Source organism: Sphingomonas sp., from assembly GCF_019635455.1.
Classification (GTDB): domain Bacteria; phylum Pseudomonadota; class Alphaproteobacteria; order Sphingomonadales; family Sphingomonadaceae; genus Sphingomonas.
Genome location: NZ_JAHBZJ010000005.1, coordinates 29,707 through 54,769, shown reverse-complemented (window position 1 = coordinate 54,769; position 25,063 = coordinate 29,707). Strand labels below are relative to the sequence as shown.

Annotated in this window: 27 protein-coding genes; 18 read left to right on the top strand and 9 right to left on the bottom strand. The window is 68.1% G+C overall.

Annotated elements, in window-relative coordinates; genetic code table 11:
• Positions 1-28: 28 nt before the first annotated feature.
• A complete protein-coding gene (locus KF783_RS08030; RefSeq protein ID WP_294078347.1) occupies positions 29-673 on the bottom strand; it encodes a Tim44/TimA family putative adaptor protein in 645 nt (214 codons plus the stop codon).
• Between the two features lie 186 nt (positions 674-859).
• On the opposite strand from KF783_RS08030, the gene secB reads away from it, so the two are divergent.
• The 3 genes from secB to trpS are packed head-to-tail and all read left to right on the top strand — an operon-like array spanning position 860 to position 4,001.
• Complete coding sequence (secB, locus tag KF783_RS08025) at positions 860-1,369, top strand: protein-export chaperone SecB (RefSeq protein WP_294078056.1); 510 nt, start codon at positions 860-862, stop codon at positions 1,367-1,369.
• A gap of 25 nt (positions 1,370-1,394) precedes the next feature.
• On the top strand, positions 1,395-2,963 hold the full coding sequence (gene murJ, locus KF783_RS08020) for a murein biosynthesis integral membrane protein MurJ (protein WP_294078054.1): 1,569 nt from the start codon (positions 1,395-1,397) through the stop codon (positions 2,961-2,963).
• 30 nt (positions 2,964-2,993) lie between these two features.
• Positions 2,994-4,001, top strand: coding sequence for a tryptophan--tRNA ligase (trpS, locus tag KF783_RS08015; RefSeq protein ID WP_294078052.1), 1,008 nt, complete (start codon positions 2,994-2,996; stop codon positions 3,999-4,001).
• Here the strand turns inward: trpS and KF783_RS08010 are convergent.
• The 4 genes from KF783_RS08010 to mutM all read right to left on the bottom strand — a co-directional run bounded on the left by KF783_RS08010 (position 3,998) and on the right by mutM (position 7,262).
• Positions 3,998-4,264: a DUF1294 domain-containing protein gene (locus KF783_RS08010; RefSeq protein ID WP_294078051.1), complete on the bottom strand. Its 267-nt coding sequence runs from the start codon at positions 4,262-4,264 to the stop codon at positions 3,998-4,000. The two genes, trpS and KF783_RS08010, sit on opposite strands and share 4 nt — an antisense overlap.
• 6 nt (positions 4,265-4,270) lie before the next feature.
• The gene (gene dnaA, locus KF783_RS08005) at positions 4,271-5,620 is read right to left on the bottom strand and encodes a chromosomal replication initiator protein DnaA (RefSeq protein ID WP_294078050.1); all 1,350 of its coding nucleotides are present in this window, start codon (positions 5,618-5,620) and stop codon (positions 4,271-4,273) included.
• 443 nt (positions 5,621-6,063) lie between these two features.
• On the bottom strand, positions 6,064-6,327 hold the full coding sequence (gene rpsT, locus KF783_RS08000) for a 30S ribosomal protein S20 (RefSeq protein ID WP_294078049.1): 264 nt from the start codon (positions 6,325-6,327) through the stop codon (positions 6,064-6,066).
• A 122-nt stretch (positions 6,328-6,449) separates the two neighbouring features.
• Positions 6,450-7,262 carry a bifunctional DNA-formamidopyrimidine glycosylase/DNA-(apurinic or apyrimidinic site) lyase gene (gene mutM / locus KF783_RS07995; protein WP_294078047.1) on the bottom strand — a complete coding sequence of 271 codons (813 nt, stop codon included), beginning with the start codon at positions 7,260-7,262 and terminating at the stop codon, positions 6,450-6,452.
• A 55-nt stretch (positions 7,263-7,317) separates the two neighbouring features.
• Between mutM and KF783_RS07990 the strand changes: the two genes are divergently transcribed.
• Genes KF783_RS07990 through KF783_RS07950 form a run of 9 tightly spaced genes read left to right on the top strand, consistent with a single transcriptional unit; the run spans position 7,318 to position 16,010 of the window.
• Positions 7,318-8,049 carry a class I SAM-dependent methyltransferase gene (locus tag KF783_RS07990; protein WP_294078045.1) on the top strand — a complete coding sequence of 244 codons (732 nt, stop codon included), beginning with the start codon at positions 7,318-7,320 and terminating at the stop codon, positions 8,047-8,049.
• The gene (gene ubiB / locus KF783_RS07985) at positions 8,046-9,578 is read left to right on the top strand and encodes a 2-polyprenylphenol 6-hydroxylase (protein WP_294078044.1); all 1,533 of its coding nucleotides are present in this window, start codon (positions 8,046-8,048) and stop codon (positions 9,576-9,578) included. Before KF783_RS07990 ends, ubiB begins: the two co-directional genes overlap by 4 nt.
• A 5-nt stretch (positions 9,579-9,583) precedes the next feature.
• Positions 9,584-10,687 (top strand): hypothetical protein, encoded by a 1,104-nt coding sequence (locus tag KF783_RS07980; RefSeq protein ID WP_294078042.1) that lies wholly within the window; start codon positions 9,584-9,586, stop codon positions 10,685-10,687.
• A gap of 10 nt (positions 10,688-10,697) precedes the next feature.
• Positions 10,698-11,876, top strand: a complete 1,179-nt coding sequence (coaBC, locus tag KF783_RS07975; RefSeq protein ID WP_294078041.1) for a bifunctional phosphopantothenoylcysteine decarboxylase/phosphopantothenate--cysteine ligase CoaBC — start codon at positions 10,698-10,700, stop codon at positions 11,874-11,876.
• Positions 11,866-12,672: a hypothetical protein gene (locus KF783_RS07970; protein ID WP_294078039.1), complete on the top strand. Its 807-nt coding sequence runs from the start codon at positions 11,866-11,868 to the stop codon at positions 12,670-12,672. The genes coaBC and KF783_RS07970 overlap by 11 nt, the downstream gene beginning before the upstream one ends.
• A complete protein-coding gene (gene dut, locus KF783_RS07965; protein ID WP_294078037.1) occupies positions 12,669-13,118 on the top strand; it encodes a dUTP diphosphatase in 450 nt (149 codons plus the stop codon). The genes KF783_RS07970 and dut overlap by 4 nt, the downstream gene beginning before the upstream one ends.
• Positions 13,118-13,540 carry a hypothetical protein gene (locus tag KF783_RS07960; RefSeq protein ID WP_294078035.1) on the top strand — a complete coding sequence of 141 codons (423 nt, stop codon included), beginning with the start codon at positions 13,118-13,120 and terminating at the stop codon, positions 13,538-13,540. Before dut ends, KF783_RS07960 begins: the two co-directional genes overlap by 1 nt.
• A gap of 10 nt (positions 13,541-13,550) precedes the next feature.
• Positions 13,551-14,300, top strand: coding sequence for a molybdopterin-synthase adenylyltransferase MoeB (gene moeB, locus KF783_RS07955; RefSeq protein ID WP_294078034.1), 750 nt, complete (start codon positions 13,551-13,553; stop codon positions 14,298-14,300).
• Positions 14,301-14,351: 51 nt separating this feature from the next.
• Complete coding sequence (locus KF783_RS07950) at positions 14,352-16,010, top strand: tetratricopeptide repeat protein (protein ID WP_294078032.1); 1,659 nt, start codon at positions 14,352-14,354, stop codon at positions 16,008-16,010.
• On the opposite strand, the gene KF783_RS07945 is transcribed toward KF783_RS07950, so the two are convergent.
• Positions 15,989-17,362, bottom strand: coding sequence for a glutamate--cysteine ligase (locus KF783_RS07945; RefSeq protein ID WP_294078030.1), 1,374 nt, complete (start codon positions 17,360-17,362; stop codon positions 15,989-15,991). The genes KF783_RS07950 and KF783_RS07945 overlap by 22 nt on opposite strands.
• Positions 17,363-17,443: 81 nt before the next feature.
• On the bottom strand, positions 17,444-18,187 hold the full coding sequence (locus tag KF783_RS07940) for a 16S rRNA (uracil(1498)-N(3))-methyltransferase (RefSeq protein WP_294078029.1): 744 nt from the start codon (positions 18,185-18,187) through the stop codon (positions 17,444-17,446).
• A gap of 144 nt (positions 18,188-18,331) precedes the next feature.
• On the opposite strand from KF783_RS07940, the gene ubiA reads away from it, so the two are divergent.
• Genes ubiA through KF783_RS07925 form a run of 3 tightly spaced genes read left to right on the top strand, consistent with a single transcriptional unit; the run spans position 18,332 to position 21,408 of the window.
• On the top strand, positions 18,332-19,249 hold the full coding sequence (ubiA, locus tag KF783_RS07935; RefSeq protein WP_294078027.1) for a 4-hydroxybenzoate octaprenyltransferase: 918 nt from the start codon (positions 18,332-18,334) through the stop codon (positions 19,247-19,249).
• A 31-nt stretch (positions 19,250-19,280) separates the two neighbouring features.
• Positions 19,281-20,627, top strand: a complete 1,347-nt coding sequence (locus tag KF783_RS07930; protein ID WP_294078024.1) for a TldD/PmbA family protein — start codon at positions 19,281-19,283, stop codon at positions 20,625-20,627.
• Entirely contained in the window at positions 20,620-21,408 is a 789-nt protein-coding gene (locus KF783_RS07925; protein WP_294078022.1) for a 3'(2'),5'-bisphosphate nucleotidase CysQ, read from the top strand. The genes KF783_RS07930 and KF783_RS07925 overlap by 8 nt, the downstream gene beginning before the upstream one ends.
• Here KF783_RS07925 and KF783_RS07920 read toward each other — a convergent pair.
• Both KF783_RS07920 and KF783_RS07915 read right to left on the bottom strand, forming a co-directional pair.
• Positions 21,398-22,111: a hypothetical protein gene (locus KF783_RS07920; protein WP_294078019.1), complete on the bottom strand. Its 714-nt coding sequence runs from the start codon at positions 22,109-22,111 to the stop codon at positions 21,398-21,400. The two genes, KF783_RS07925 and KF783_RS07920, sit on opposite strands and share 11 nt — an antisense overlap.
• A 6-nt stretch (positions 22,112-22,117) precedes the next feature.
• Positions 22,118-23,326 carry a toxic anion resistance protein gene (locus tag KF783_RS07915; RefSeq protein ID WP_294078018.1) on the bottom strand — a complete coding sequence of 403 codons (1,209 nt, stop codon included), beginning with the start codon at positions 23,324-23,326 and terminating at the stop codon, positions 22,118-22,120.
• A 159-nt stretch (positions 23,327-23,485) separates the two neighbouring features.
• Here KF783_RS07915 and KF783_RS07910 point away from each other — a divergent pair, with 159 nt between their 5' ends.
• From KF783_RS07910 to KF783_RS07900, 3 genes are all read left to right on the top strand, one after another.
• On the top strand, positions 23,486-23,638 hold the full coding sequence (locus KF783_RS07910) for a hypothetical protein (RefSeq protein WP_294078015.1): 153 nt from the start codon (positions 23,486-23,488) through the stop codon (positions 23,636-23,638).
• Complete coding sequence (locus KF783_RS07905; RefSeq protein ID WP_294078013.1) at positions 23,628-24,584, top strand: hypothetical protein; 957 nt, start codon at positions 23,628-23,630, stop codon at positions 24,582-24,584. Before KF783_RS07910 ends, KF783_RS07905 begins: the two co-directional genes overlap by 11 nt.
• Before the next feature lie 101 nt (positions 24,585-24,685).
• Positions 24,686-25,033 (top strand): PilZ domain-containing protein, encoded by a 348-nt coding sequence (locus tag KF783_RS07900; RefSeq protein WP_294078011.1) that lies wholly within the window; start codon positions 24,686-24,688, stop codon positions 25,031-25,033.
• The last annotated feature ends 30 nt before the right edge of the window (positions 25,034-25,063 follow it).

Sequence of the window (25,063 nt, the reverse complement as noted above, 5' to 3'; positions counted from 1 at the left end):
CCTCCCTCTTATCGTGACCGCGGCCGGTTCAGGCTTCGTCGGTGTCGCTCAGTTTCCAGTTCGGGTCGTTGCTGCGCAGGTCGCGGCTGAACACCCAGACATCGTGCGTCTCGATCGCGTCGGTCAGCGACCCGGCGATCACATTGCCGTCCCGGTCGCGCGTGACTGCCGCGATATCGGCGTCGAACCGCATTGTGATCCGCGCGATCCGACCTTCGACCGCGATATCGGACACCGCCGCCTGCTCGATCGAGATCAGACGATTGTCGAGCGTTTCGCCCGCCGCCTCGCGCGCGTCGATGGCGGCAATGAAACTGTCGCGCACCTCATCCTCGACCAGCCAGCCCAGCGTCTCACGGTCGCCCTTCCAGAACGCCTCCAGGATCATGCGATAGGCCGACTTCGCGCCCTCCACGAACTGGTTGACGTCGAAAGACGAATCCGCCGCCACCAGTGCGCGCAGCCCGCTTTCGGCACCGCTCTCTACGGTGCGCGGGCCGGTTTCGCGCGCTTCGGCAGGGATGTCGATCGTGCGCGGCATCGGCGGCGCGCCGACGCGCTCCTCCGCCGGGCGCGGCAACGGCTGTTCATGGCCCGTCCGCTTGCCGAGCACCGAATAAAGCCTCAGCGCCAGAAATGCGGCGATGGCGGCGAAGAGAACGACAAAGAACACGTGCGACACCTCGTTTCCATTTCCACATAGGCAGGATACGCGCCTGATTCAAATGTACGATGAACGCCACCACCGACACCGCGTTCGCGCCACCGTTGAAACCGGTCAACGCCCCTGCTAGGCGCGACGATCACTCGAACGCGGATCGCCGCGACTATATCCCAGACGCAAAGGATTTACCCGAAAATGGATCAGCCGGAAAACGCAGCGCCCAATGGCGAGCCGCTGGCGAACGGCGCCGACACCGCGCCTTCGGTCGGTGTCATCTCGCAATATGTGAAGGATTTTTCGTTCGAGAATCCCAACTCGCCCGCCATCTATCAGGCACAGGCGCAGCCCGCGTTCGACGTTCAGTTCAACATCGGCGCCGCCGAAGTCGGCGAGGGCGTGCATGAAGTGACGCTGAAAATCGACGTGCGCGCACAGATCGACGATCAGGTCGCGTTCGTGATCGACCTGTCCTATGCCGGGCTGTTCGGCGTGCGCAACGTGCCGGACGAGGCGTTGCAGCCCTTCCTGCTCGGCGAAGCGCCGCGCCTGCTCTTCCCGTTCGCGCGCCGCGTGCTGGCCGATGCCGTGCGCGACGGCGGGTTCCCGCCGCTGATGCTCGAACCGATCGATTTCAACGGCCTCTATTACCAGCAGCTCGAACAGCATCGCGCGCAGGGCGAGGCCGGGGAAGCCGGCCAGGCCTGACGCGGCGTACAGGGGGCGGGCCGCCATGAATCTCGTCCGGGCGCTGGGGTCGATCGGCGGGCTGACGCTCGCCAGCCGGGTGCTCGGACTGGTTCGCGATTCGCTGTTCGCCCGCTTCGTCGGGGCGAGCTTCGCCTCCGACGCCTTTCTGATCGCGTTCCGCCTCCCCAACCTGTTCCGCGCCCTGTTCGCGGAAGGGGCGTTCAGCGCCGCCTTCGTGCCGATGTTCAGCAAGAAGGTGGGCGAGGCGGACGGCGACACGCGCGCCGCCCTCGCCTTTGCCGACGAATCACTGTCGGTCCTGCTGCCCGTGTTGATCGGCTTCACCGCGATCATGGAGATCGCCGCCTGGCCGGTGGTATGGGCGCTATCCGGCGGGTTCAACGATGTGACGCCCGATCAGTTCGCCTTTGCGGTCGAACTCTCGCGCATCACCTTTCCCTATCTGCTGCTGATCAGCCTCGTCTCGCTGCTCGGCGGCATCCTCAATTCGCTTCACCGCTTCTGGGTCAACGCCGCCGCGCCGATCCTGCTCAACCTGACGCTCATCATCGCCCTGCTGGGTTTCCATCACAGCGATGTACTCGTCACCGCGCGTAACCAGGCGATCGCGGTCACGGTTGCGGGCGCCGCCCAGCTGGTCTGGCTGATCCTCGCCTGTCGTTCGGCGGGCGTGCGGCTGCGCATTCAGATGCCGCGCCTCAGCCCCGACGTGCGCAAGCTGATGTCGCTCATCGCGCCCGCGGCGGCGGGGGCCGGCGCGGTGCAGATCAATCTCGTCATCTCGACCGCGCTCGCCGCCAGCCTGCTGGCCGAAGGGTCGGTGTCCTACATCTATTATGCCGACCGGCTGAACCAGCTGCCGCTCGGCCTGATCGGCATCGGCCTTGGCACCGTATTGCTGCCGACGATCGCGCGCCAACTTGGCGCGGGCAAGGACGATGAGGCGATGGCGACACAGAATCGCGGCGCCGAACTGGCGCTGTTCCTCACCCTGCCCGCCACCGCCGCGCTGGTGATCTGTGGCGGACCGATCATCGCCGCGCTGTTCCAGCACGGCGCCTTCACCCGCAGCGACACGATCCACACCGCGCAGGCGCTCGCCGCCTTTTCGGTGGGATTGCCCGCCTATATCCTGGTGAAGGTGCTGACCCCCGGCTTCTACGCCCGGTCGGATACGAAGACGCCGATGCGCTTCGCGACCATCTCGATCGCGGTCAACCTGCTGCTCAATCTCGCGCTGATCGTGCCGCTTCAGCATATGGGGCCGCCACTCGCCACCGCGATCGCCTCGTGGGTCAATGTCGGGTTGCTCTATCGCGCGCTGCGACGGCGCGGGCATTTCCATCCCGACGCACAACTGTCGCGCCGCGCCTGGCGGCTGGTCGGTGCCGCGCTGGCGATGGGCGCGGTGATGTTCTTTCTCAACGATCGTTTCGCGCCCTATACTACCGGCAGCTGGACCGTACGCACGCTGGCGATGCTGGCGCTGGTCGGCGCGGGCTGTGTCGTGTACGCGGTCGCGTGCCTCGGCACGGGGGCGGTACGGATCGGCGACCTGCGGGCGCTGCTGCGCCGCCGTCCCGCCGCCTGAACCACAAGCCTGAACCACAAGAGAGACCCCATGCGCGTCGTTTCCGGCATCAAGCCCACCGGCAATCTCCATCTCGGCAACTATCTCGGCGCGATTCTGCAATGGGTCGGCATGCAGGACGATGTCGAGGCGGCGGGCGGCGAGAGCATGTATTTCATCGCCGATCTGCACGGCCTGACCGAATGGATCGAGCCGCAGGCGGTGCGCGACAATACGTTCGAGATTGCCGCGGCGATGATCGCGAGCGGGATCGACCCTACCCGCTCGATCCTGTTCAACCAGGCGCGGGTGCCGGCGCACAGCGAGCTGACCTGGCTGCTCAACAATGTGGCGCGCGTCGGCTGGCTCAACCGCATGACCCAGTTCAAGGACAAGGCGGGCAAGAATCGCGAGGGCGCGAGCGTCGGCCTCTATGACTATCCCGTCCTGATGGCCGCGGACGTCCTGCTCTATGGCGCGACGCACGTGCCGGTCGGGGAGGATCAGAAACAGCATCTGGAACTGGCGCGCGACATCGCCGCCAAGTTCAACCTCGACTACGGGATCGACCTGCTCATTCAGCCCGATCCGCTGATCAGCAAGGCGGCACCGCGCATCATGAGCCTGCGCGACGCGAGCGCGAAGATGTCGAAATCCAACCCGTCCGATGCGGCGCGGATCAACATGATCGACGATGACGACACGATCGCCCAGAAATTCCGCAGGGCGAAGACCGATCCGGAAGCACTGGGCGACACGTTCGAATCACTGGACGCGCGACCGGAGGCACGCAATCTCGTGACCATCTTCGCCGCGCTGGCCGGACGCACGCCAGAGGATGTGATGGCCGAATATGCCGGACACGGTTTCGGCACGTTCAAACCCGCGCTCGCAGACCTCGCGGTCGCGAAGCTCGGCCCGATCCGCGACGAGATGGTGCGCCTGATGGCGGACCGCGCCGCCGTCGATGCCGAATTGCGCAAGGGCGCGGAGCGCGCCGCCACGCTTGCCGCGCCGCTGCTGCGCAAGGTGCAGGAGACGATGGGACTGCTGGTCTAGCGCAGGGCCAGGGCGGCCAGCACGCCCGCCTGTAGCGCGACGATCAGCAACAGGATCGTGGAAAAGGGCTGTTTGCGCGTCTTGTGGCGAAAGACCTGACGCGCGAGCAGCGCCGCCGGTGAACCGCCGATCAGCGCCAGGCCCAGCAGCCGCGCCTCCGGAACCCGGCGCCCACCGCCGATGGCGCGCTGCTTGTCATGCCCGAACGCCAGAAAAGTCAGCACGTTGACGATCAGCAGATAGACCGCGACCTCAGCGGCCACGCGGCTTCACGCTTCCAGCTGGCGCATCAGGCTGCGCACCGCGCCGTCGATCTCGCTGTCGGTGCCGCGCAGTTCCTCGATGCGGCGGACCGCATGGATGACGGTCGAATGGTCGCGATTGCCGAACTTGCGACCGATCTCGGGCAGCGAACGCGTGGTCAGCCGCTTGGCCAGATACATGGCGATCTGTCGCGGGCGGGCGATCGCCACCGCGCGACGCTGGGAAACCAGGTCGAGCTGCTTGACGTCGAAATGGCTGGACACCGCCTTCTGGATCTCGTCGATGGTGATGCGCCGCTGGCTGCCGCGCAGCGCCTCGCCCAGCACGTTTTCGGCGAAGGCGACCGTCACCGGCTCCTCATTGAGCTGCGCATAGGCGACCAGGCGGTTGAGCGCGCCCTCCAGTTCGCGAACGCTGCTCGAAATCCGCATCGCGAGCAGGTCGAGCACATCGTCCGGCACCTTCGCGCCCGGCATGTCCTCCAGCTTGCGGTCCAGGATCGCGCGGCGCAGCCCCAGTTCGGCGGGCTTGATGTCCGCCGCCAGTCCGGCGCCCAGCCGCGATGCCAGCCGCGCCTCGACGCCCTCCAGCGCCAGCGGGCTGCGATCGGCGGCGATCACCAGCCTTTTCCCCTCGCGCATGAACTCGTCCACGGTGTGGAAGAACTCTTCCTGCGTCGATTCCTTGCCCGCGATGAACTGGAGGTCGTCGATCATCAGCAGATCGACGCCGCGCAGTCGCGCCTTGAACGCGAACGTGTCCTTTTCGCGCACGGCGCGGACGAATTCGAACATGAAGCGTTCGGCGGGCATGTAGATGGCGGTCGCGTCCGGACAGGCGTCGAGGAACGTCTGGCCGATCGCATGCATCAAATGGGTCTTGCCCTGCCCGGTGTTGCTGTGGAGGTAGAGCGGGCTGAACCGCGGCTTGCCCGGCTCGGCCATCGCCTTGGCAGCGTTGACCGCGACCCGGTTCGACGTATCGACCACGAACCGGTCGAAGGTGAAGCGCGAATCGAACCGCGGCCGCTCGACCGCGGGCTTCGACGCCGGGGCAGCGGGCGCCACCGGCGCGTCGGCCGCCTCTGCGGTCAGTTCGCGGACCTCGCGCGCAAGCGTCTCGATCGACACGGTGCGGACGGAGGGCAGCTGGGCGCGGAATTCCATCAACAGCCGATCGGCATAATGGCCCTTGACCCAATTGGTCATGAATGCCGACGGCAGGCCGAGCCGGACCGTCTCCGCATCGGCGCTTTCGATCAGGACGATCGGCTTCAGCCACTGGTCGAACAGCCGCTGGCCTGCGGATAGCCGCAGATTGCCACGCACGCGTGTCCAGGCCTTGGCTTGATCCATCCTCTCGCCCTCAATTCCGTCTCGCCCGCACACGGGCCGTTCCCCCAAGCGGCAGCCCCCGCCGCCGCGCCGAATTGTCCAGACAAAAGGCTCCCTCAGGCGGAATCGCATCCGCACTGGGCTGAGACCTTCGCTGGATTCGCACGCGAGAATGTCGCGGCGAGAGTTCGTTTTAGGGACGGTTTCTTGAGTCGATCAAGGGGGCGGGGTGTAAAGAATCTGAAATAAGTAGGCTTGACTCAAGACTTCCCCGGAAAACCGCTATTTATCGATTAAGCCATTGCTTAAAAATGATTTTTTGAGCGCGTGACAAATATGTGGCAGCGCGACTCGTGGTATTCCGCCGAAATCTTCAACGCGCGTTAACCAAGTGGTTGATGACACACGAAAAACCCTGCCGGACGCGTCCGGCAGGGTTTGAAAACCGTTGATTTTGCGGGACGTCAGGCCAGCGCGGCGACGCGCTTGGTCAGGCGCGAGAACTTGCGCGCCGCGGTGTTCTTGTGAACCACACCCTTCGCCACGCCGCGCGCCAGTTCCGGCTGCATCGCGTTCAGCGCCGATTCGGCTGCCGCCTTGTCACCCGATTCGCACGCGCTCTCGACCTTCTTCACAAAGGTACGGATGCGGCCGACGCGCGCACCATTGACTTCGGCGCGGCGGGCGTTGCGACGGATGCGCTTCTTGGCTTGCGGCGTGTTCGCCATGAATCTTCGTTCCTGCTGTCTGTGCGAAAAAAGGCGCGGAACCACTGCCCCGGCCTCGGGAAAGCGCGCCCCTTAGCGGGAGGATGCGATTCGGTCAACCGCAAGCAGGCAGCTTCGCACCGCTATCGCTGGCATTTCGCGCAGTAGAAGGTCGATCGCCCGCCATCCACGCGTCGGCGCACCGGTGCGCCGCACAGGCATGGCTCCCCCTCGCGCCCATAAACGCGCCACTGCTTCGAGAAATAGCCGAGTTCCCCATCGGGCCGGGCATAATCGCGCAGCGTCGATCCGCCTGCCTCGATCGCGGCCGCCAGCACCGCACGGATCGCCAGCACCAGCTGCGCCAGCCGCGCCTCGCCGATCCGCCCGCCCGCACGGGTCGGCGCGATTCCCGCCATGTGGAGCGCTTCGCAGACATAGATGTTGCCCAGGCCGGCGACGATCCGCTGATCCAGCAGCAGCGCCTTCACCGGCGCGCTCCGCCCGGCAAACGCGCCCGCCAGATGCGCGGCGGTGAACTGTGGCCCCAACGGTTCCGGTCCCAGCGCGGCAAAGGCGGGCCAGGCCGCGATTCGGGCGGTTTCGACCAGATCGACCGATCCGAACCGGCGCGGATCGTTGAGTGCGAGCATCCGGCCCGCCTCCGTCTCCAGCACCAGATGGTCGTGCGTCAGCATCTCGCCGGGATCGACCCGCCACCGCCCCGACATGCCCAAATGAAAGATCATCGTGTCGCCGCGATCGGTATCGATCAGCCCGTATTTGGCGCGACGACCCAGCGCGACGACCCGCGCCCCGGTGAGCCGTTGGCCCAGATCCTCGGGCATCGGCCGGCGCAGGTCGGGCCGGCGCAGCGTCACCCGGGCGATCCGCCTCCCCTCCAGCACCGGGGCCAGTCCGCGCACGGTTGTCTCGACTTCGGGAAGCTCGGGCATTTTGCCCAGCTAAGCGGGCTTTGCCCCGCCCACAAGGGCCGCTAAGGGCAGGCGCATGACCGACACCGTCTCCTTCGGATATCAGGACGTCGCGCCCGACGAGAAGACCCGCCGCGTCGGCGGCGTCTTTTCCAGCGTCGCCTCCAGCTACGACCTCATGAACGACGCGATGTCGGGCGGCCTGCACCGCGTCTGGAAGGACGTGTTCGTCCGCCGGGTGAAGCCGCGCGCGGGGGAGGCGATCCTCGACATGGCCGGCGGCACCGGCGACATCGCCTTTCGCATGGCCGAATCGGGAGCGGCGGTCACCGTCGCCGACATCAATCCCGACATGCTGGCGGTCGGCATCGAGCGCGCGGCCAAGCGCGGGATCGACGGCCTGGTATGGAGCGAGGCGAATGCCGAGGCGCTGCAATGGCCGGACCGTTTCTTCGACGCCTACACGATCGCCTTTGGAATCCGGAACGTCACGGACATCCCCCGCGCGCTGCGGGAGGCACATCGCGTCCTGCGCCGTGGCGGGCGGTTCTTCGTGCTGGAATTTTCGACGACGCTCTGGCCGGGCTTCGCGGACATCTACGACGCCTATTCGCACCGCCTGGTGCCGAAACTCGGCAAGCTGCTCGCCAATGACGAGGATAGCTATCGCTATCTCATCGAATCGATCCGCCGCTTCCCGGACATGCCCACGTTCGAGGGGATGATCCGCGACGCCGGTTTCGTTCAGACCCGCGTCGAACCGATGCTGGGCGGCCTGGTCGCCATTCACAGCGGCTGGAAGATTTGACCGCTCCCGCCGTCCATCTCTGGCGCCTGCTGAAATGGGGGCGCATCCTCGCGCGGCACGGTGCGCTGCGCGGGATAGAGCGTGATCGCAACACGCCGCTTCCCGTGCGCCGGCTCGCACGCATCGCCCGGTTCGGTGCGCGCGTGCCGGACGTGCCGCGCTACGCCGATGCGCTCCAGGCGATCGGCCCGGCGGCGATCAAGCTGGGCCAGACGCTTGCGACCCGGCCCGATCTGATCGGCGAGGCCGCGGCGGCCGACCTGCTCCGGCTCCAGGATGCGCTCCCCCCCGTCCCCTACCCCGTCATCCGCACCGCGATGGAGACGAGCTTTGGCCGACCGCTGAGCGATCTGTACGCCAGCATCGAGGAGGTGCCGATCGGCGCCGCCTCGATCGCGCAGGTGCATCGCGCCATCACCACCGACGGGCGGCAGGTCGCGGTAAAGGTGCTGCGCCCGGGGATCGAGGCGGAATTCGCGCGCGCGATCGACACCTATGAATGGGCCGCAGCTCAGGTCGAGGGCATGGGCGGCGAAGCCGCGCGCCTGCGCCCGCGCCTGGTCATCGAAACCTTCAAACGCTGGACCGCGCGCGAACTCGATCTGCGCCGGGAAGCGGCGTCCGCCTCCGAACTCGGCGAATCGATGGAGGCGGAGCCGGACTTCACCGTACCCGTCATCGACTGGCAGCGCACGACCGGGAAGGTCATGACGCTCGAATGGATCGACGGGATCAAGCTGTCGAACCGCGACGCGCTGATCGCTGCCGGCCACGATACCGAACGGCTCGCCAACACGCTGGTGCGCGCCTTTCTGCGCCAGGCGATCTCGGAAGGCTTTTTCCACGCCGACATGCACCAGGGCAATCTGTTCGCCCTGCCCGGCGACCGGATCGCGGCGATCGATTTCGGCATCATGGGCCGGATCGACCGGCGCGCCCGCGTCTGGCTCGCCGAAATCCTCTATGGCCTCATCACCGGCAATTACCGCCGGGTCGCCGAAATCCATTTCGAGGCGGGCTATGTCCCCGCCCATCATAACGTCGCCGAATTCGCCACCGCGTTGCGGGCCGTGGGCGAACCGATGCGCGGCCTGCCGGTCAAGGACATGTCGGTCGGCATGATGCTCGACAGCCTGTTCAACATCACCCGCGATTTCGACATGCAGACCCAGCCGCATCTGCTGCTGCTGCAAAAGACGATGGTGATGGTGGAGGGCGTGGCGACGCGCCTGCATCCCGATATCAACCTGTGGGACAGCGCGGCGCCGTTCGTCCGCGAATGGATCCGCACCGAACTCGGCCCGGAAGCGTTCATCGCCGACCGGATCGCGGAGGACCTGAAGACGCTCGCGCGCCTGCCCCGCCTGATCCGCAATATCGAGCGTCGTTTTCCCGATCCCGGCGGCGCGCCCCCGGCCCCGCCGCTGCGCGAGATTGAGGTGGTGCGGGTCGGTGGCGGCTGGCGCTATGCCGCGGTCGCCATTTTCGCTGCGGCGGCGGGCGTCGCCGCGACGCTGCTGCTGACCTGACCGGCGTGCAGCCCCCCGCGCCGATCTGGCTCGCGACGCCCAGCCGGTTTGCGACCTTCTCCCGGCGGCAGGCGCGGATCGCGCTGGCGGCGCTGGCGGCGCTGCTGCTCCTGTCGCTCACCGTCTTCCTGGTTCCACCGCCCCCGCCGGCCGCAATCGACGGCACCGGCCAGACCGACATCGCGCTGTACGAATCGATCGTGGCCGCGGTTGCGCATGGCGAGGATTATTATCGCGCGACGGCGGATGCGCTGCGCGCCGGCGGCTATCCGTTGCGGCCCTTCCTCACCTTCCGCATGCCCGGCCTTGCGGTGGTACAGGCGACCCTGCCCCCGGCGCTGACGATCGCCCTGCTGCTCTTGCTCGCCGCAGCAACGACGATCGCCTGGTTCCTTCGTCTCGCCCGGATGCTGCCCCGCCTGCCCGCCCGACTGGCCGCCGCGATCCTGCTGGCCGCGGGCATGCTCGCATTCGTCCAGCCCGACCTGGTCGCCTTTCACGAGATCTGGGCCGGCCTGCTCGTCGCGCTCAGCCTCGCGCTGCGACGGCCGGACCGCTGGGTAGAGGCCGCCGCCGTCGCGCTGATCGCGATGCTGATCCGCGAAACCGCCGCGCTCTATGCCGTGGCGATGGGCGCGATCGCGCTGGCGGAGGGACGCCGACGCGAGGCAATGGGATGGGGTGCGGCGCTCGGCGTGTTCGCGATCGCGCTGATCGCCCATGCGGTCGCCGTCCATGGCGTCACCAGCCCGCTCGACGCCACATCGCCGGGATGGAGCGGCCTGCACGGCTTCGGCCTCTTCGTGCGGGCGATGACGCTCGCGACAGGGCTCCAGCTCCTGCCCCAATTCCTTGCCGCGCTGCTGATCGCGCTGACGCTGTTCGGCTGGACCGGCCAGCGCGACCCGCTGGCGCTGCGGGCGCTTGCACTGTTCGCCGGCTGGGCGCTCGCGATCGGCCTCTTCGCGCGTCTCGACACCTTTTACTGGGGATTGATGGTCGCGCCGGTCTTTCTCGTCGGCCTGCTGTTCGTGCCTGACGGGCTGCGCGACCTCGTCGCCCGCGCGTTCGACGGACGGCGGGTGGTGGTGACCCGGGTTCGGCGCTAGGGATCGTCGGATGAAGCGCATCCTCCTGATCGTCGGCGGCGGCATCGCGGCCTATAAGGCGTGCGAACTGATCCGCCTCGCGCGCAAGGCGGGCATCGACGTGACCTGTGTCCTGACCGCCGGCGGCGCACATTTCGTCACGCCGATGACGCTGGCCGCCCTCTCCGAAAACCAGGTCTATTCGACCCTGTGGGACCTCAAGGACGAGGCGGAGATGGGGCATATCCAGCTCAGCCGCAACGCCGACCTGGTCGTCGTCGCCCCCGCCACCGCCGACCTGCTGGCGCGGATGGCCAACGGCATCGCCGACGATCTCGCGACCACGCTGCTCCTCGCCACCGACAAGCCGGTGCTGGTGGCCCCGGCGATGAACGTGCGGATGTGGGAACATGCCGCCACGCGCCGCAACGTCGCGGCCCTCCGCAACGATGGCGTCACCGTGCTCCAGCCGGATGAGGGCGCCATGGCGTGCGGCGAATTCGGCCCCGGCCGCCTGCCCGAACCGCCCGCGATCCTCGCGGCGATCGAAGCGGCGCTCACCCCTCCCGCGTCGGCGCGGCTGGCGGGCCGGCACGTCGTCGTCACCGCCGGGCCGACGCATGAGCCGATCGACCCGGTCCGCTACATCGCCAACCGGTCGTCGGGGAAACAGGGGTTCGAAATCGCCGGTGCGCTGGCGACGCTGGGCGCGCGGGTCACGCTGGTCGCCGGCCCCGTCACGCTCCCCACCCCCGCCGGGGTCGATCGGATCGACGTCGAAACCGCGCGCGAGATGCTTGATGCGGTCGATGCCGCGCTGCCCGCCGACGCGGCGGTGATGGTTGCCGCCGTCGCCGACTGGCGCGCCGATAGCGCCGCCGTTCAGAAGATCAAGAAGGGCGAGCACGCACCGCATCTGTCGCTCACCGAAAATCCCGACATTCTCGCCACACTCGCCGGCGGAGCGAAGCGTCCGGCCCTGCTGGTCGGCTTCGCCGCCGAAACCGAGCGCGTGATCGACCATGCCGTCGCGAAACGAACCCGAAAGGGCGCGGACTGGATTGTCGCGAACGACGTTTCCGGCGATGTGATGGGCGGAGATGCCAATACCATCCATCTTGTCACCGCGAACGGCGTCGAAGACTGGCCAGCCCTGTCGAAGCGCGAGGTCGCGCGCCGCCTTGCCGATCGGATCGCCGATGCGTTTTAGCCTGACCCTCGCCGCGCTGCTGCTTGCCGGTTGCGCCACCACGGCAACGCGGACGACGGCGTCATCGACACCGGCGCTGTACACCCAGACGCTCGGCGCGCCGTCCCGCACCGCCACCGCCCTGTTCGTCATCGTCCATGGCGACGGTGCCAGCCGCACCGATATCGACCTGAGCGCCTTTGCCGGCGCGCTCGCCGCTGCGGAGCCGGGCAGCGCGGTCGTCCGCATCCTGCGCCCCGGCTATTCGGACGGCGCCGGAAACATGTCGCCCGGCGTGCGCGGCACCGGCACGGGCGATGACTATACGGCGGACCGGGTGGGCGCCGTCGCCGACACGATCCGGGCGCTGCGCAGCCGCTATCGCAAGGCGCGGGTGATCGCGATCGGTGAGGGCGGCGGCGCAGCGATCGTCGCCAATATCGCGGGTCTGCGCCCCGGCACGATCGACGGCATGGTGCTGGTTTCCTGTCCCTGCGCGCTCCCCGAATGGCGGCGCTACATGGCCGGGCGCGAGAAGCAGGCCGATCCCTGGCGGGCCAGGGTCGACAGCCTCGATCCGTTGCAGACCGCCGGCGGGATCGCGCCGGATCTGCGTGCCGCACTGGTCAGCAGCGCCGATAACGGCCCCCTGCCCGCCAAATTCGCGCGCAGCTACGCCGAAGCGCTCAGCCTGCGGGGCATCGCCACCGATTTCCGCATCCTGCCAAAGGGCGGAACAAGGGTGCTGGACGACCCACAGGTGCTGGACGCCACGCGCCGCCTCGCCGCGGCGCTGCCCCGGGGTACGGCATCGTGACGCTGGCGCCGATCCGCATCCGCATCGTTCGCCTGCCCCATGGCGCGGACCTGCCGCTGCCCGCCTATGCCAGCGCCGGCGCCGCCGGCATGGACGTGGTTGCCGCCGAGGAGCTGACGCTTGCGCCGGGCGCGCGCCATGCCGTCGCAACCGGTTTCGCGATGGCGATTCCCGACGGCTACGAGGTCCAGGTCCGCCCACGCTCCGGCCTCGCGCTCAAGCACGGCATCACCTGCCTCAACACGCCCGGCACGATCGACAGCGACTATCGCGGCGAGGTGAAGGTGATTCTCGCCAATCTGGGCGACGCGCCCTTTCCGATCGCGCGCGGCGACCGCATCGCCCAACTGGTACCGGCGCCGGTGCAACGCGCCGATTTCGACCTGGTCGAGACGCTGGACGAAACCGCGCGTGGCGCCGGCGGCTTTGGATCGACCGGACGGTGATGCTGTCCGCGCCTCTGCTGCTGGTCGCGTCGCTCGCCAGCGCCGGTTCGACCGGCCAGGACACGCCCGATCCCCAGCCGGTCGCGGGCGTCGATTGGAACAACCTGCCCGACCTTCCCTATCGCCAGCCGCCCCAGATGACGCGGGCGATGCACGATTATGTCCGCGCCCAGGCCTATGCGGGCCGATGCAAGCTGCGCCGGCTGGTGGATGGCCGCCCCGCGCTACGGGTGGAGGTCGCGGTGCTCGTCGACCCCGAACTGGGCGTTCGCACCACCGTTCCGCGCGCGATCGGCTGTCGCATGGTCGAACAATATGCCGCCGGGCTGGTCATCAGCTTCGCGCGCAACAATCTCGCCGCCCGCGCCTCAACCGCCGAGCAATGGTATCGGGCGACGGTCACCTTTGCCTGGCATTCGTGAGCAGGGCGCCGTGAGCCTGGGCGACGACGAACTCGCCCGCTACGCGCGCCATCTCGTCCTTCCCGAAATCGGCGGCGCCGGGCAGGTCCGACTCAAGCGCGCGCGGGTGGCGGTGATCGGGGCGGGCGGGATCGGTTCGCCCGCGCTTCAATATCTTGCCGCGGCAGGCGTCGGTCATCTCAGCGTGATCGACCCCGACCGGGTGGACGCCTCCAACCTTCAACGCCAGACGCTGTTCCGCACCGCCGATATCGGAATCCCCAAGGCCGGGGCGGCGGCCGAGGCGCTCGCCGGGCTGAACCCGCATGTTCAGGTCACCGCGATCGAACGTCGCATCGACGCGGCAAGCGCGCCCGGTCTGCTCGACGGCCATGACGTGGTGCTCGACGGAACCGACAATTTTGCCACGCGCCTCGCCGTCGCCGACGCCGTGCTGGCGCTTCGCATCCCGCTCGTTGCCGCCGCCGTCGGTCGTTTCGAGGGCCAGCTCGGCGTCTTTCGCGGCTGGGAAGGCGATCGGCCCTGCTACCGCTGTTTTGTCGGCGAAAATCCCCAGGCGCATGGCGGAAGCTGTGCGGAAGACGGCGTGCTGGGTGCGCTGACCGGCATCATGGGCAGCCTTGCCGCGCTCGAAGTGATCCGGGCGATCGTCCCGTTCGGTGAGGACAGCGCGGGCAAGCTTCTCATCGCCGACACGCTGTCGCTGCGTTTTCGAACCCTCGTCCTGCCAAAGGATCCCGGCTGCCCGGCCTGCGGGTGACGTCAGCATTTGTCGCTCGCCTGCGCGGTTCGGCGTGATAGCATCGCCGCGATGCGCCTATTCGCCCTTTTCCTGCCCGCCCTTGCGCTGGTGGGCGCCGGCCCGGCAGGGGCAACCGCCACACAGTCGATTCTGGCCGCGCAGCGCGTCGCCGTCCCCCCGCGCGCCAGCCTTGCGTCGCTGGAGGCGGCGGCTCGCGCCTGTGGACGCGCGAATCCGGACACCGATGCCTGTTTCGACCTGTCGATGGCATGGGCGCGCGCGCTGCTCGCCGCCGGCAGCTATCGCGAGGCGCGCGATGTGGCAGAGGCCGCGCGAATGACGGTCCTTAAGGTGTCGGACCCGATCGACGACGCCTATGACGATGCGATCGGTCGCGCGGAGTTTCAGAAGAAAAAGCCGGAACAGGTCGATCCCGATTTCCCCCGCATCGCCGCCCAGCGCCGCCGGCTGTGGGACGACATGTCGGAGGCGCATCTGCTCCGCGCGCAGGCGGCGGCGGCGCAGGGCGATCTGTTCGACGCCGCATCCGGCTTCGTCGCTTACTGGTCGATCCAGACCGACTATGTCCGCAACCCCGCCAAGGCCGAACGGGCGCTTGCCGCCGGACTTCGCGGGGCCGAGACCTATATGACCGCCGGCGCCGCGGACCAGGCGGACTCGGTCCTGCGCTTCTCCATGCCGGCGGCGCAGCGTGCCTTCGGCCAGGATCATCCCACCATCGTCGCCATGCTCCTGGTCCGTGCGCGCGCGCTGAGCGCGATGGGCAAATATGCCGATGCCGAACCGATGTTCGCAGAGGTCCGCGCCCGGGCGATCCGGACGCGCGACGCGATGCTGCCGATCGACGCCGACGCGGCCTATGCCCGGCATCTGGTGGCGATCGATCGCGCACGCGACGCGCTGGAGATTCAGCGCGGTGTCGTGGCGCGGCTTCAGGCTGCGAACGCCCCGCCCGCCCGGCTTGCCGAGGCATATCGCGATTTCGCCGAAGTCAGCACCGGTCCGGAGGCGGTGACGATCGCCACCCGCGCGCTCGATCTCTACACGGCCGCCTATGGCGCCGATCATCTGCTCACCGGGCGGGCGCGGATCGCCGTCGCCGCGATCCTGGAGCGTCAGGGGCAGCGCACGCGCGCGATCGAGGAGCGCGCCACCGGGATCGCGATCCTTTCGAAACGCCTGCCGGTGCTGCATCCGGAGATCGCGCTCGCCCAACTGCGCCAGGCGGAGAGCATGTTCATGCAGGATCGCTGCGACGAAATCCTCATTCTCGCTGGCAAGGCACTGGATTCATTTACCTATGTCGCCAGCGACAGCCGCACCCCCTATGCGCGCGGACAGCATCCCAACGCGGCACGCGCACAGTTCCTGATCGGCATGTGCGAACTGCGCACCAAAAGGGACAGCGGCATCGCCCGCCTGCAAAAGGCGGCGGAGATCCAGCGCGCGGTGCTGCCGCCGACGCATTCCGAACGCCTTCAGACCGAATTGATGCTCGGCGTCATCGCGCGATTACAGGGTGACTATGCCTCGGCGCTGCGGCAATTCCGGCTGGTCGCCGCCGCCGGGCGGGAACGCGTGGCGACCTACACCAGCTTCGACGGTGCCGCGCAGCGCGAGCAGCGCGAATTCGCGCCCGTCTATCGCCAGCTCGTCCTTACCGCCTGGACGGCCTCACAACCGGCTCAGAAGCGCGACCCGTCATAGATGTTCGACACGTCCCCGCCCCATTCGCCGTGATAGCGATCGAGCAACAGCTCGGCCGGCACCTTGCCGCTCCGCACGATGTCGCGCAGCGGGTCGAGAAATCCGTTCTCGCTATCGCCCGCCGAGTTCATCCGCGCGCGCGCCGTCAGCCCGGCCCCGGCGATGTCCAGCACCTCACCGGCAATGTCGCGCAGCTTTCCGCCGCCCGGAAGCGGCGCGTCCAGCCCCAGTTTCGGTACGCTGTCGCGCAGTGCCTGGCGCTCCGCCATGTCCCAGTCGCGCACCAGGTCCCATGCCGCGTCCAGTGCGGCCTGGTCGTAGAGCAGCCCGACCCATAGCGCCGGCAGCGCGCAGATGCGGCTCCACGGCCCGCCATCGGCGCCGCGCATCTCAAGAAACGTCTTCAGCCGCACTTCGGGAAAGGCGGTCGACAAATGGTCGGCCCAATCGTCCAGCGTGGGCTTCTCGCCCGGCAGCACCGCCAGTTCGCCGCGCAGGAAATCGCGAAAGTTCAACCCCGCCGCGTCGATGTACCGCCCGTCGCGATAGACAAAGTACATCGGCACATCGAGCGCATAGTCGGCATAGCGCTCATACCCGAACCCGTCCTCGAACACGAAGGGCAGCATGCCGGTCCGCGCGGCATCGGTATCCGACCAGATATGGCTGCGAAACGACAGGAAACCGTTGGGTTTCCCCTCAGTGAACGGCGAATTGGCGAACAGCGCGGTCGCCAGCGGCTGTAGCGCCAGCCCGACGCGGAATTTCTGCGCCATGTCCGCCTCGCTCGAATAATCGAGGTTCACCTGGATCGTGCAGGTACGCAGCATCATGTCGAGGCCCAGGCTGCCGACGCGCGGCATGTGGTTCAGCATGATGCCGTACCGCCCCTTGGGCATGATCGGCAGATCGGCGCGCGTCTTGTCCGGCCACATGCCAAGGCCGAGGAAGCCGAGCCCCAGCTTCTCCCCCACCGCCTTCACCTGATTGAGGTGCCGCCCGGTTTCCGCACAGGTTTCGTGCAGATTCTCCAGCGGCGCGCCCGACAGCTCCAGCTGCCCCGCCGGCTCCAGGCTGACGGTGCCGTCAGGGCCGGAGAGCGCGATCACCTTGCCCCCCTCCTCGACCGGCGACCAGCCGAACGCGGTCAGTTCGCCCAGCAGGTCGCGGATGCCGCCCGGCTCGTCATAGGATGGGGCGTGATTATCGGCCGTCGAATAGACGAACTTCTCATGCTCGGTACCGATCCGCCACCGCTCGCGCGGTTTCTCGCCTCCCGCGAAATAATCGATGAGCTGCGCGCGGCTCTCGATCACGGGTGCGTTGCTGGATGAAACCGTCTTGGTGCTCATGGCGCGCATTTAGGGATGTGAAACGATCCGCGAAAGGGGGGATGAAATCCCCGGCTACCCGTGAATATCGCCGGGGGGCGATCACCAGTCTCCCGCCGCGCCCATCCACAGGCTCACCGCCGCCGCCGCGGCGGTCTCGGCGCGCAGGATGCGCGGGCCAAGCGAAATTCCCACCGCCTGCGGCACCGCGCGGATCGCATCGCGTTCCTCGGCGTCGAACCCGCCTTCCGGGCCGATCAGGATCGCTGCCGGCCCTGCATGCCCGCGCATGGCCGCCAGTGCGGGCGCGCCGCCGGTCTCGTCGGCGAAGAACAGCGCGCGATCGACGGGCCATGCGCGCAGCATCGCCGCCAGCTTCACCGGCTCCACCAGTTCGGGCAGCGCGGTGCGGCCGCACTGCTCCGCCGCCTCGACCATATGCGCACGCAGCCGGTCGAGGTTCAGCTTGTCCACCACCGCGCGCCGCGTCAGCACCGGCGCGACGCGGGCGACGCCCAGCTCGCACGCCTTTTCGACCACCCAGTCGATCCGCCCCTTCCTGATCGGCGCGGCGCACAGCCACAGGTCAGGCACCGCCTCGCGCTCGCGCAGCCGCTCGCGCACTTCCAGCGTGACGTCGCGCTTGCGCACCTCGGCCGCGACCGCCAGCCACTCCCCGGTCGCATTGTCGAACAATTTGACCGGATCGCCCGCCTTCAGCCGCATGACGCTCGCCAGATAATGGCCCTGTGGCCCATCGAGCCGGCGCATCCCTCCGGCGGACAGCGGCGGTTCGACGAACAGGCGCGGGGTCGATTGCGGCGGCCATGCGGGAGTGGCGATCATCACCGAGCCATATCGTCACACACATCTTTCGTCACCCCGGCCTTGTGCCGGGATCCACTGCGCGGCAAGTCCGGGGATAGAGGCTCACGCGCAGCGCGTGCGGCACGGTGGACCCCGGCACAAGGCCAGGGTGACGGAGGAATTTTGGCCAGCGATCCGAACATCGTCCCCGATACCGAGCATCGCGGGCTGCTGCGCCTGCTCCCCGCCGCTGCACGGCCCTACGCCCTGCTCGCCCGGTTCGACCGTCCGATCGGCTGGTGGCTGCTGTTCTGGCCCGGCGCGTGGGCGATCGCGTTGTCGGGCGGAGCGGTCGATCGCTGGGACCTGATCCTGTGGTTCCTGCTCGGCAGCATCGCGATGCGCGGGGCTGGATGCGTCTATAACGACATCGTCGACCGCGATCTCGACCGTCAGGTCGCGCGCACGCGCACCCGCCCGCTCGCCAGCGGCGCGGTGAGCCTCAAGGCCGCATGGGCGTGGCTCGGCGCGCTCTGCCTGATCGGCCTCGTCGTCCTGCTCCAGCTCAATCCCTTCGCCGCCGGGATCGCGCTCGCCAGCCTCCTGCTGGTCGCCGCATACCCCTTCATGAAGCGGATCACCTGGTGGCCGCAGGCGTGGCTCGGCCTCGTCTTTTCCTGGGCGGCGCTGGTCGGCTGGGCGGCGGTCACGGGCGATCTGCCGCCCGCCGGGCTGCTCCTCTACGGCGGCACGATCTTCTGGGTAATCGGCTATGACACGATCTACGCGCTTCAGGATGTCGAGGATGACGCGCTGGTCGGTGTCCGGTCCTCGGCGCGACGGCTGGGCGCTGCGGTCCGGCCCGGCGTCGCCGCCTTCTACCTGCTCGCCCTCGCTTTGTGGGGTGCCGCGTTCTGGCTCGTCCGTCCCGACCCGCTGGCGCTGCTCGCCCTGGCGCCGATGGCGCTGCACCTGGTGTGGCAGGTGGCGACGCTGCACCGCGCCGACGGCGCCAATGCGCTCGCGCGGTTCCGGTCCAACCGCGATGCCGGGCTGCTGATGTTCGCCGCCTGCTTCGTCGTCGGGACGACGGCCTTTTGACGCGGCGCGTCCGGCTTCCTAGATCGCGTCGATGCTAGTTCCAGATCAGGCACAGAACCGCGTCCAGGACGCGATCGCCCGCGCGATGAAGGCGGGTGCCGACGCCGCCGATGCCGTCCTTTCGGCCGGCGAGTCGCTCTCGGTCTCGGTGCGCCTCGGCGCCCTTGAGGATGTGGGCCGCGCCGAGCATGAGGACCTTGGCCTGCGCGTCTTTTGCGGGCGGCGTTCGGCCAGCATCTCGACCACCGACCTCACCCCCGCCGCGCTCGACACGCTGGCGGAAAAGGTGGTGGCGATGGCACGGGAGGCGCCCGAGGACGAATGGGCCGGCCTGGCCCCCGCCGACCGGCTGCTTCACGGGACCATCCCCGATCTCGATCTCGATGACGGCGAACTGGGCGACCCGGCCGCGCTGAGGGTCCGCGCGTTGGAGGCGGAGGATGCCGCGCGGGCGGTCCCCGGCGTCACCAACAGCGAAGGCGGCGGTGCGGGGGCGAGCCGGTCGATCTGGGCGCTCGGCACCAGCCACGGCTTCGCCGGCGCCTATGCGGTGACCAGCCACGGCGTCTCCGCCAGCGTCCTGGCCGGCGCCGCCGGCGCGATGGAGCGCGACCATGCGTACCACAGCGCGCGCCACGCCCGCCATCTCGAATCCCCCGCCAGCGTCGGCGCCCGCGCGGGCGCGCGCGCCGCTGCGCGTGTCAATCCCGGCCGGGTGCGCAGCGGCGCGATGCCCGTCATCCTCCACCCGCGTGTCGGCGCAGGACTGCTGGGCCACCTCGCCGGCGCCATTTCCGGCAGCGCGATCACCCGCCGGACCAGCTTTCTGCTCGACGCGATGGGAAGCCGGATTTTCGCGCCGGGCATCGCGATCCTCGACGATCCCCACCGGCCCCATGGCCTGCGCTCGCGCCCGTTCGATGGCGAAGGGCTTCCGGTTTCCCCGCGCGCGCTGGTCGAGGATGGCGTGCTCCAGACCTGGCTGCTCGACAGCGCCGCCGCGCGCCAGCTTGGCCTCGAACCCACCGGCCATGCCAGTCGCGGGATCGGCGGCGCGCCGGGCGCGTCCCCCAGCAACCTCTATCTGGAAAATGGCAACGTCCCCGCCGACACGCTGATCGCCGACATCGATTACGGAGTCTATGTCACCGACCTGATCGGTCAGGGCGTGAACATCGTCACCGGCGACTATAGCCGGGGCGCGGCCGGTTTCCTGATCGAAAAGGGGCAGATCGCGGGTCCGATCAGCGAATTCACCATTGCCGGCACGCTGCAATCGATGTTCCGCGACCTCACCCCCGCGAACGATCTCGAATTCCGGTACGGCGTCAACGTGCCGACGCTGCGCATCGACGGGATGACGGTCGCCAGTGGATGACGCGCTGCGCCACGCCGTCAGCGAAATCGCCGCCGAGGCGGGGCGGCTCGCGCTCGGCCGGTTCGGGCAGGACGTGCGCAAATGGGAAAAATCGCCCGACAATTTCGTGTGCGAGGTCGATCTGGCGGTCGATGAACTGCTCCGCGCCCGCCTGTCTGCACTGCTCCCCGACGCCGGCTGGCTGTCGGAGGAAACCGCCGACGACCTTGCCCGCCTGTCGCACCGCCGGGTCTGGGTGGTCGATCCGATCGACGGCACCCGCGACTATCTGCGCCACCGGCCCGGCTGGGCAGTGTCGGTCGCGCTGGTCGAGGATGGCCAGCCGGTGATCGGGGTGCTGGACGCGCCCGCGCGGGGCGAACACTGGATCGCGCAAGCCGGACGCGGCGCGACCCGCGACGGGCGCGCACTTGCCGCATCGCTCCGGCGCGAACTGACCGGCGCGCGCGTGCCGGCCGACGACCTGCCCAGGGTCGATTCGGATCTGGTTCGGGTCGAAAAACCGAACTCGATCGCGCTGCGCATGGCGATGGTCGCGGCGGACGAGGCCGATCTCCTCGCCACCTTTCGCTGGGGTGCCGACTGGGACATCGCCGCCGCCGTGCTGATCGCGCGCGAGGCGGGCGCGACCATCACCGACGCGCTGGGCCGGAAACTCCGCTTCAACACGCCGCGCGGGGAAAGTTTCGGACTGCTCGCCACCGCGCCGGGCATCCACGCCGCCGCCGCCGACCGGCTGCGTCCCCGCGCGGTCGCGGCGCTGGGAACGCCTATCCGCTGACCTCGTCGTCGCCGCGATAGCGGACCTGCAAGTAGCGCCCGCGCGTGGCCAGGGCATCGAGATCGCCCTGCGCCAGTTGTGCCGACATCTGGGCGATCTCCTGGTCGATCAGGCCCAGCCCATCGACCAGCTGCCTGTCCGGCGATTGCCCGTAGCGGTCCACCCCGCGCAGATTTTCCGGCACCCGCTGATACCCCTTGATCAGCTCGGGCAACTGCTCACCGACCAGCTTGCGCACCTCGGCCGCCGCCGGCTCCCCCTCGTTCAGCGTCTTGAGCTGTCCCGCCAGCGTCTCGAGCTTCACGCCGATCGCATCGACCAGCGGCATCGCCGCGCCCGGAAGCATCGGCCGTTGCCGGTCCAGCCACTCTTCGGTCTGGAGCGGCAGCGTTGCCAGCCGCACCTCACCGAACCGTTCGGGCGTTACTTCGCCTCGCGTCGGCGCCAGGCCAAAGAACAGCGTCACCGCGATCAACAGGGCCATGACGATCAGCGCGCCGCCCATGCCCAGCGGCACGAACCAGCCCAGGATCATCGCGCCGACGACGATCACCCCCGCCGATGCCGCGATGCGGCCGACGCGCGTCAGGATCTCCGCCTCGCGCCGGCGTTTCGCACGCGCGTTCAGCGTCGTGTAGCGCTCACGCGATCGATTCAGCACCGCGCTCGCGCGGTCGATCTGGCGGTCGATTTCGGTCGGCATCGGGGCTTACAGCGCCTCCAGCTTGAACTGTTCGGCACCCCCGGACACCTGGTTCTGCGCCGCACCTTCCGCGCGGGCGATATAGCCCTTGGACTTTTCGACCTCGTTCGACAGCACGTTGACCGTCGTCTTCATATTGTCGAGCGCCTTGATCTTGAACACGTCGATCGCGTCCATCGTGTCATAGATATTCTGGAACGCGCGTTGCAGCGTTTCGATCGGGATCGTGCTCGACGCCGCCTGTTCGTGGATGCGGCCGGTATTGTCCTTCAGCAGCTTGCCCGTCGAATCGATGATGTTCGCGGTGGTGGTGTTGAGCGCCGTCACCTGGTCGAGCACCAGCCGCTGGGCGGTGAGCGCCTGGGCCACCGTTACCGCCGTGCGCAACGCGCCGACGGTGGTGGTGCTGGCGCGATCGACGCCCTTCACCAGTTCGACATTGTTCTTCTTGACCAGGTCCAGCGCCAGATAGCCCTGCACCGTCACCGCCATCTGGGTCAGCAGATCCTGGGTACGCTGGCGGGTGTAGAACAGCGCGGTTTCGCGGATCGCCTTCGCCTTGGCGGGATCGCTGTGATCCAGGTCGTTCGCCTTGTCCTCCAGCCGCTGGTCCATCTCCTTGGAGATGTAGATCATCTGTTCCAGCCGCCCCATCGCCGCCCACAGATTCTGCCGCTCGACGTCGATCGCGGCATTGTCCATCAACAGTTCGTCCTTGCCCGACTGCAACCGCTTCAAAATCGAGGCGATATGCGTCTGGCTCGACTTGTAGCTGTCGAAATAGTTGCGCAGCTTGTTGCCGAACGGGATGATTCCGAAAATCTTCTTGCGCTGCAACAGGTCGCCGCGCTTGCCGGGATCCAGATCCTCGATCGTGCGGCGCAGTTCGGCAAGGTCGCCGCCCACCCCCGCATCCTTGTCCATCGCGCGGACCGGCCGGTCGAGGAAGCGGTTGGACTGGCCCGCCGCGTCGCGGATTTCCTTCTGCCCCATCGCGGTGATCGCATCGACCCGCTTGCCGAATTCGGGCGAGTTCACATCCTGAGCGACCAGATCGTCGATGAACCCTTCGACCCGGGTCACCAGCTCGCTCTTCTTCGCGTCATCGACCGGCACCAGCCCGGCCATCTTCTCGATCGGCCGTTCCTTCAGCGGTTCCGGTGCGGTCAACACCAGGTCGTCGGTCTTTTCGGCAGTCGCAGTTTCGGTCGCCATGCCACATTTCTCCAGCGGTTCCGGACTAGATGAACGGGAACCGCTTCACCTTCAAGTGTATCGTTCATATAATACACATAATCAACTTCGCAACCGACAGGCTTTGTCAGATGTTCGCATGGGGCGAGCTGTTAAGATGTACGCGGTACAGGTGAGGACATGGAACGCAGGCTGAAGATGATGATTGCCGGTTCAATCGCGGTCTGGGTGCCGGTCGCGACCGCCGCGGCGACGCAGCCGTCGATGGTCGATCTGGGCAAGGTCTATCGCCTGAAACCCGCGACCGGCGATGCACCCGGCGATGCGCGCTAGCCTGCTGGCGCTCGCGGCGCTGTTCGCCGCCCCGTCCGCGCCGCTGGCACAGACGCAGCCCTCCGCTCCGCTGCCGCCCCCGCCGCCCTGCGCCGCCGCCTATGGCCCCCGCGTCTGCGGATCGGCGGCGCTGGCGCCGCTCCGCGCCGAACTCCATGCCAAGTTCATGCAGGTGATCGCCACCGGCAACCGTACCGCGACCTGGCAGGCGCGACAGGCGGAGGCGCTTCGCGAGATCCGGACCGCGCGCGATTATGATGGCAAGCCGATCGACGACGACGCGCTGGCCCAGCGCTTCCGCGACTTCATCGAACAGCTCGATGCCGCGCTTTCGCAGGCGAAGGGCGTGCGCGATTATGTAAAGACGCCGTCCGCGCGTGGTGAGACCTGTATGGCGTCGTGGCTGAACCAGGGATGCCGCGTCACCGCCTCGGGGATCCTGTGGGACAAGTCCGGTCGCTCGGTCTACTGGCAGATGATGGAGGGCGCGTCGGCGCGCGATGGCGTCGGCGCCGGCATCGTGCTCTGGGCGGGCAGCGGCTATGGCACGGCACGGCTGATCGGCTTCTCGTTCGATGGCGTCGTCTACGAACCGCCGCGCATCACCCAGGGCGGCCTGATCTGGGTCCCCGGCCGCCGTGCGGGAACCGGCGAGGGCAATGCCGACCTTCTCTACCGCTGGGACGACGGTGCCGGGGCATGGCAGGATATCGAACTGGAAAGCTGGCGCGACGGCCTCGACGCGCGCCTGCCCAAGGGGTTCGGAATCTGGAAGGGCATCGACTATGATTTCGAGGGCATGGGCGGCTTCAGCAAGCTGTGGCGCGACAAGGACGGCAATTGCTGCCCCAGCGGCGGCGACGCGACGCTGAACTTCGAAATTCGCGGCCGCAGCCTGGCCCTCACCGAAGTGCGCACCGATATCGTCGCGCGCTGGGCGCGCTGACCTGCGGCGTGCAGCTTCGGTTGCTCCGCGATTAAGCATTTTCAAAGAAATCAGCGTCATGGTTGCCGCTGAAGTCGCAGCCAGAGAGGATGTTCCGGACGATGCCCCATCATGTCGAACGCGTTCCGCGCGTCAGCCTGATGCTGATGGCGCAGGTCTTTCGGCATCAGGGCGGCGAACCGACGCTGCACCGCGTGTCGAACCTGTCGGCCCGGGGCGTGCGAATCGTGCAGGCGGGGAAACTGGCTCCGGGCGATCAGGTCACGATCCTGGTCGGGTGCGCCGAACCGGTCACGGCGACCGTCGCCTGGCTGAAAGACGATGTTGCCGGCCTTGAATTCGAAGGGCCGATCTGCCTCGAAAACGCGCGCCAGCGCCGCACCGATTTCTCCGTGCCGGACATCCGCGCCGGATGGATGACCGAGATCAAGCACGCGCATCGGCGCTGATCGACACCGACATCGCTGGATGACCGACGC

Bases quoted from the DNA above. Each gene is read 5' to 3' on its own strand.
- mutM (WP_294078047.1), bottom strand. From the start codon at position 7,262: ATGCCCGAGCTTCCCGAAGTCGAGACAACCGTGCGCGGACTGGCCCCG.
- KF783_RS07945 (WP_294078030.1), bottom strand. From the start codon at position 17,362: ATGAGCACCAAGACGGTTTCATCCAGCAACGCACCCGTGATCGAGAGC.
- KF783_RS07930 (WP_294078024.1), top strand. From the start codon at position 19,281: ATGCTAGTTCCAGATCAGGCACAGAACCGCGTCCAGGACGCGATCGCC.
- KF783_RS07970 (WP_294078039.1), top strand. From the start codon at position 11,866: ATGCGTTTTAGCCTGACCCTCGCCGCGCTGCTGCTTGCCGGTTGCGCC.
- KF783_RS07900 (WP_294078011.1), top strand. From the start codon at position 24,686: ATGCCCCATCATGTCGAACGCGTTCCGCGCGTCAGCCTGATGCTGATG.
- KF783_RS07920 (WP_294078019.1), bottom strand. From the start codon at position 22,111: ATGCCGACCGAAATCGACCGCCAGATCGACCGCGCGAGCGCGGTGCTG.
- KF783_RS07940 (WP_294078029.1), bottom strand. From the start codon at position 18,187: ATGATCGCCACTCCCGCATGGCCGCCGCAATCGACCCCGCGCCTGTTC.
- KF783_RS07990 (WP_294078045.1), top strand. From the start codon at position 7,318: ATGACCGACACCGTCTCCTTCGGATATCAGGACGTCGCGCCCGACGAG.
- rpsT (WP_294078049.1), bottom strand. From the start codon at position 6,327: ATGGCGAACACGCCGCAAGCCAAGAAGCGCATCCGTCGCAACGCCCGC.
- KF783_RS07910 (WP_294078015.1), top strand. From the start codon at position 23,486: ATGGAACGCAGGCTGAAGATGATGATTGCCGGTTCAATCGCGGTCTGG.
- coaBC (WP_294078041.1), top strand. From the start codon at position 10,698: ATGAAGCGCATCCTCCTGATCGTCGGCGGCGGCATCGCGGCCTATAAG.
- secB (WP_294078056.1), top strand. From the start codon at position 860: ATGGATCAGCCGGAAAACGCAGCGCCCAATGGCGAGCCGCTGGCGAAC.
- trpS (WP_294078052.1), top strand. From the start codon at position 2,994: ATGCGCGTCGTTTCCGGCATCAAGCCCACCGGCAATCTCCATCTCGGC.
- KF783_RS07915 (WP_294078018.1), bottom strand. From the start codon at position 23,326: ATGGCGACCGAAACTGCGACTGCCGAAAAGACCGACGACCTGGTGTTG.
- dnaA (WP_294078050.1), bottom strand. From the start codon at position 5,620: ATGGATCAAGCCAAGGCCTGGACACGCGTGCGTGGCAATCTGCGGCTA.
- KF783_RS07950 (WP_294078032.1), top strand. From the start codon at position 14,352: ATGCGCCTATTCGCCCTTTTCCTGCCCGCCCTTGCGCTGGTGGGCGCC.
- murJ (WP_294078054.1), top strand. From the start codon at position 1,395: ATGAATCTCGTCCGGGCGCTGGGGTCGATCGGCGGGCTGACGCTCGCC.
- KF783_RS07960 (WP_294078035.1), top strand. From the start codon at position 13,118: ATGCTGTCCGCGCCTCTGCTGCTGGTCGCGTCGCTCGCCAGCGCCGGT.
- KF783_RS07905 (WP_294078013.1), top strand. From the start codon at position 23,628: ATGCGCGCTAGCCTGCTGGCGCTCGCGGCGCTGTTCGCCGCCCCGTCC.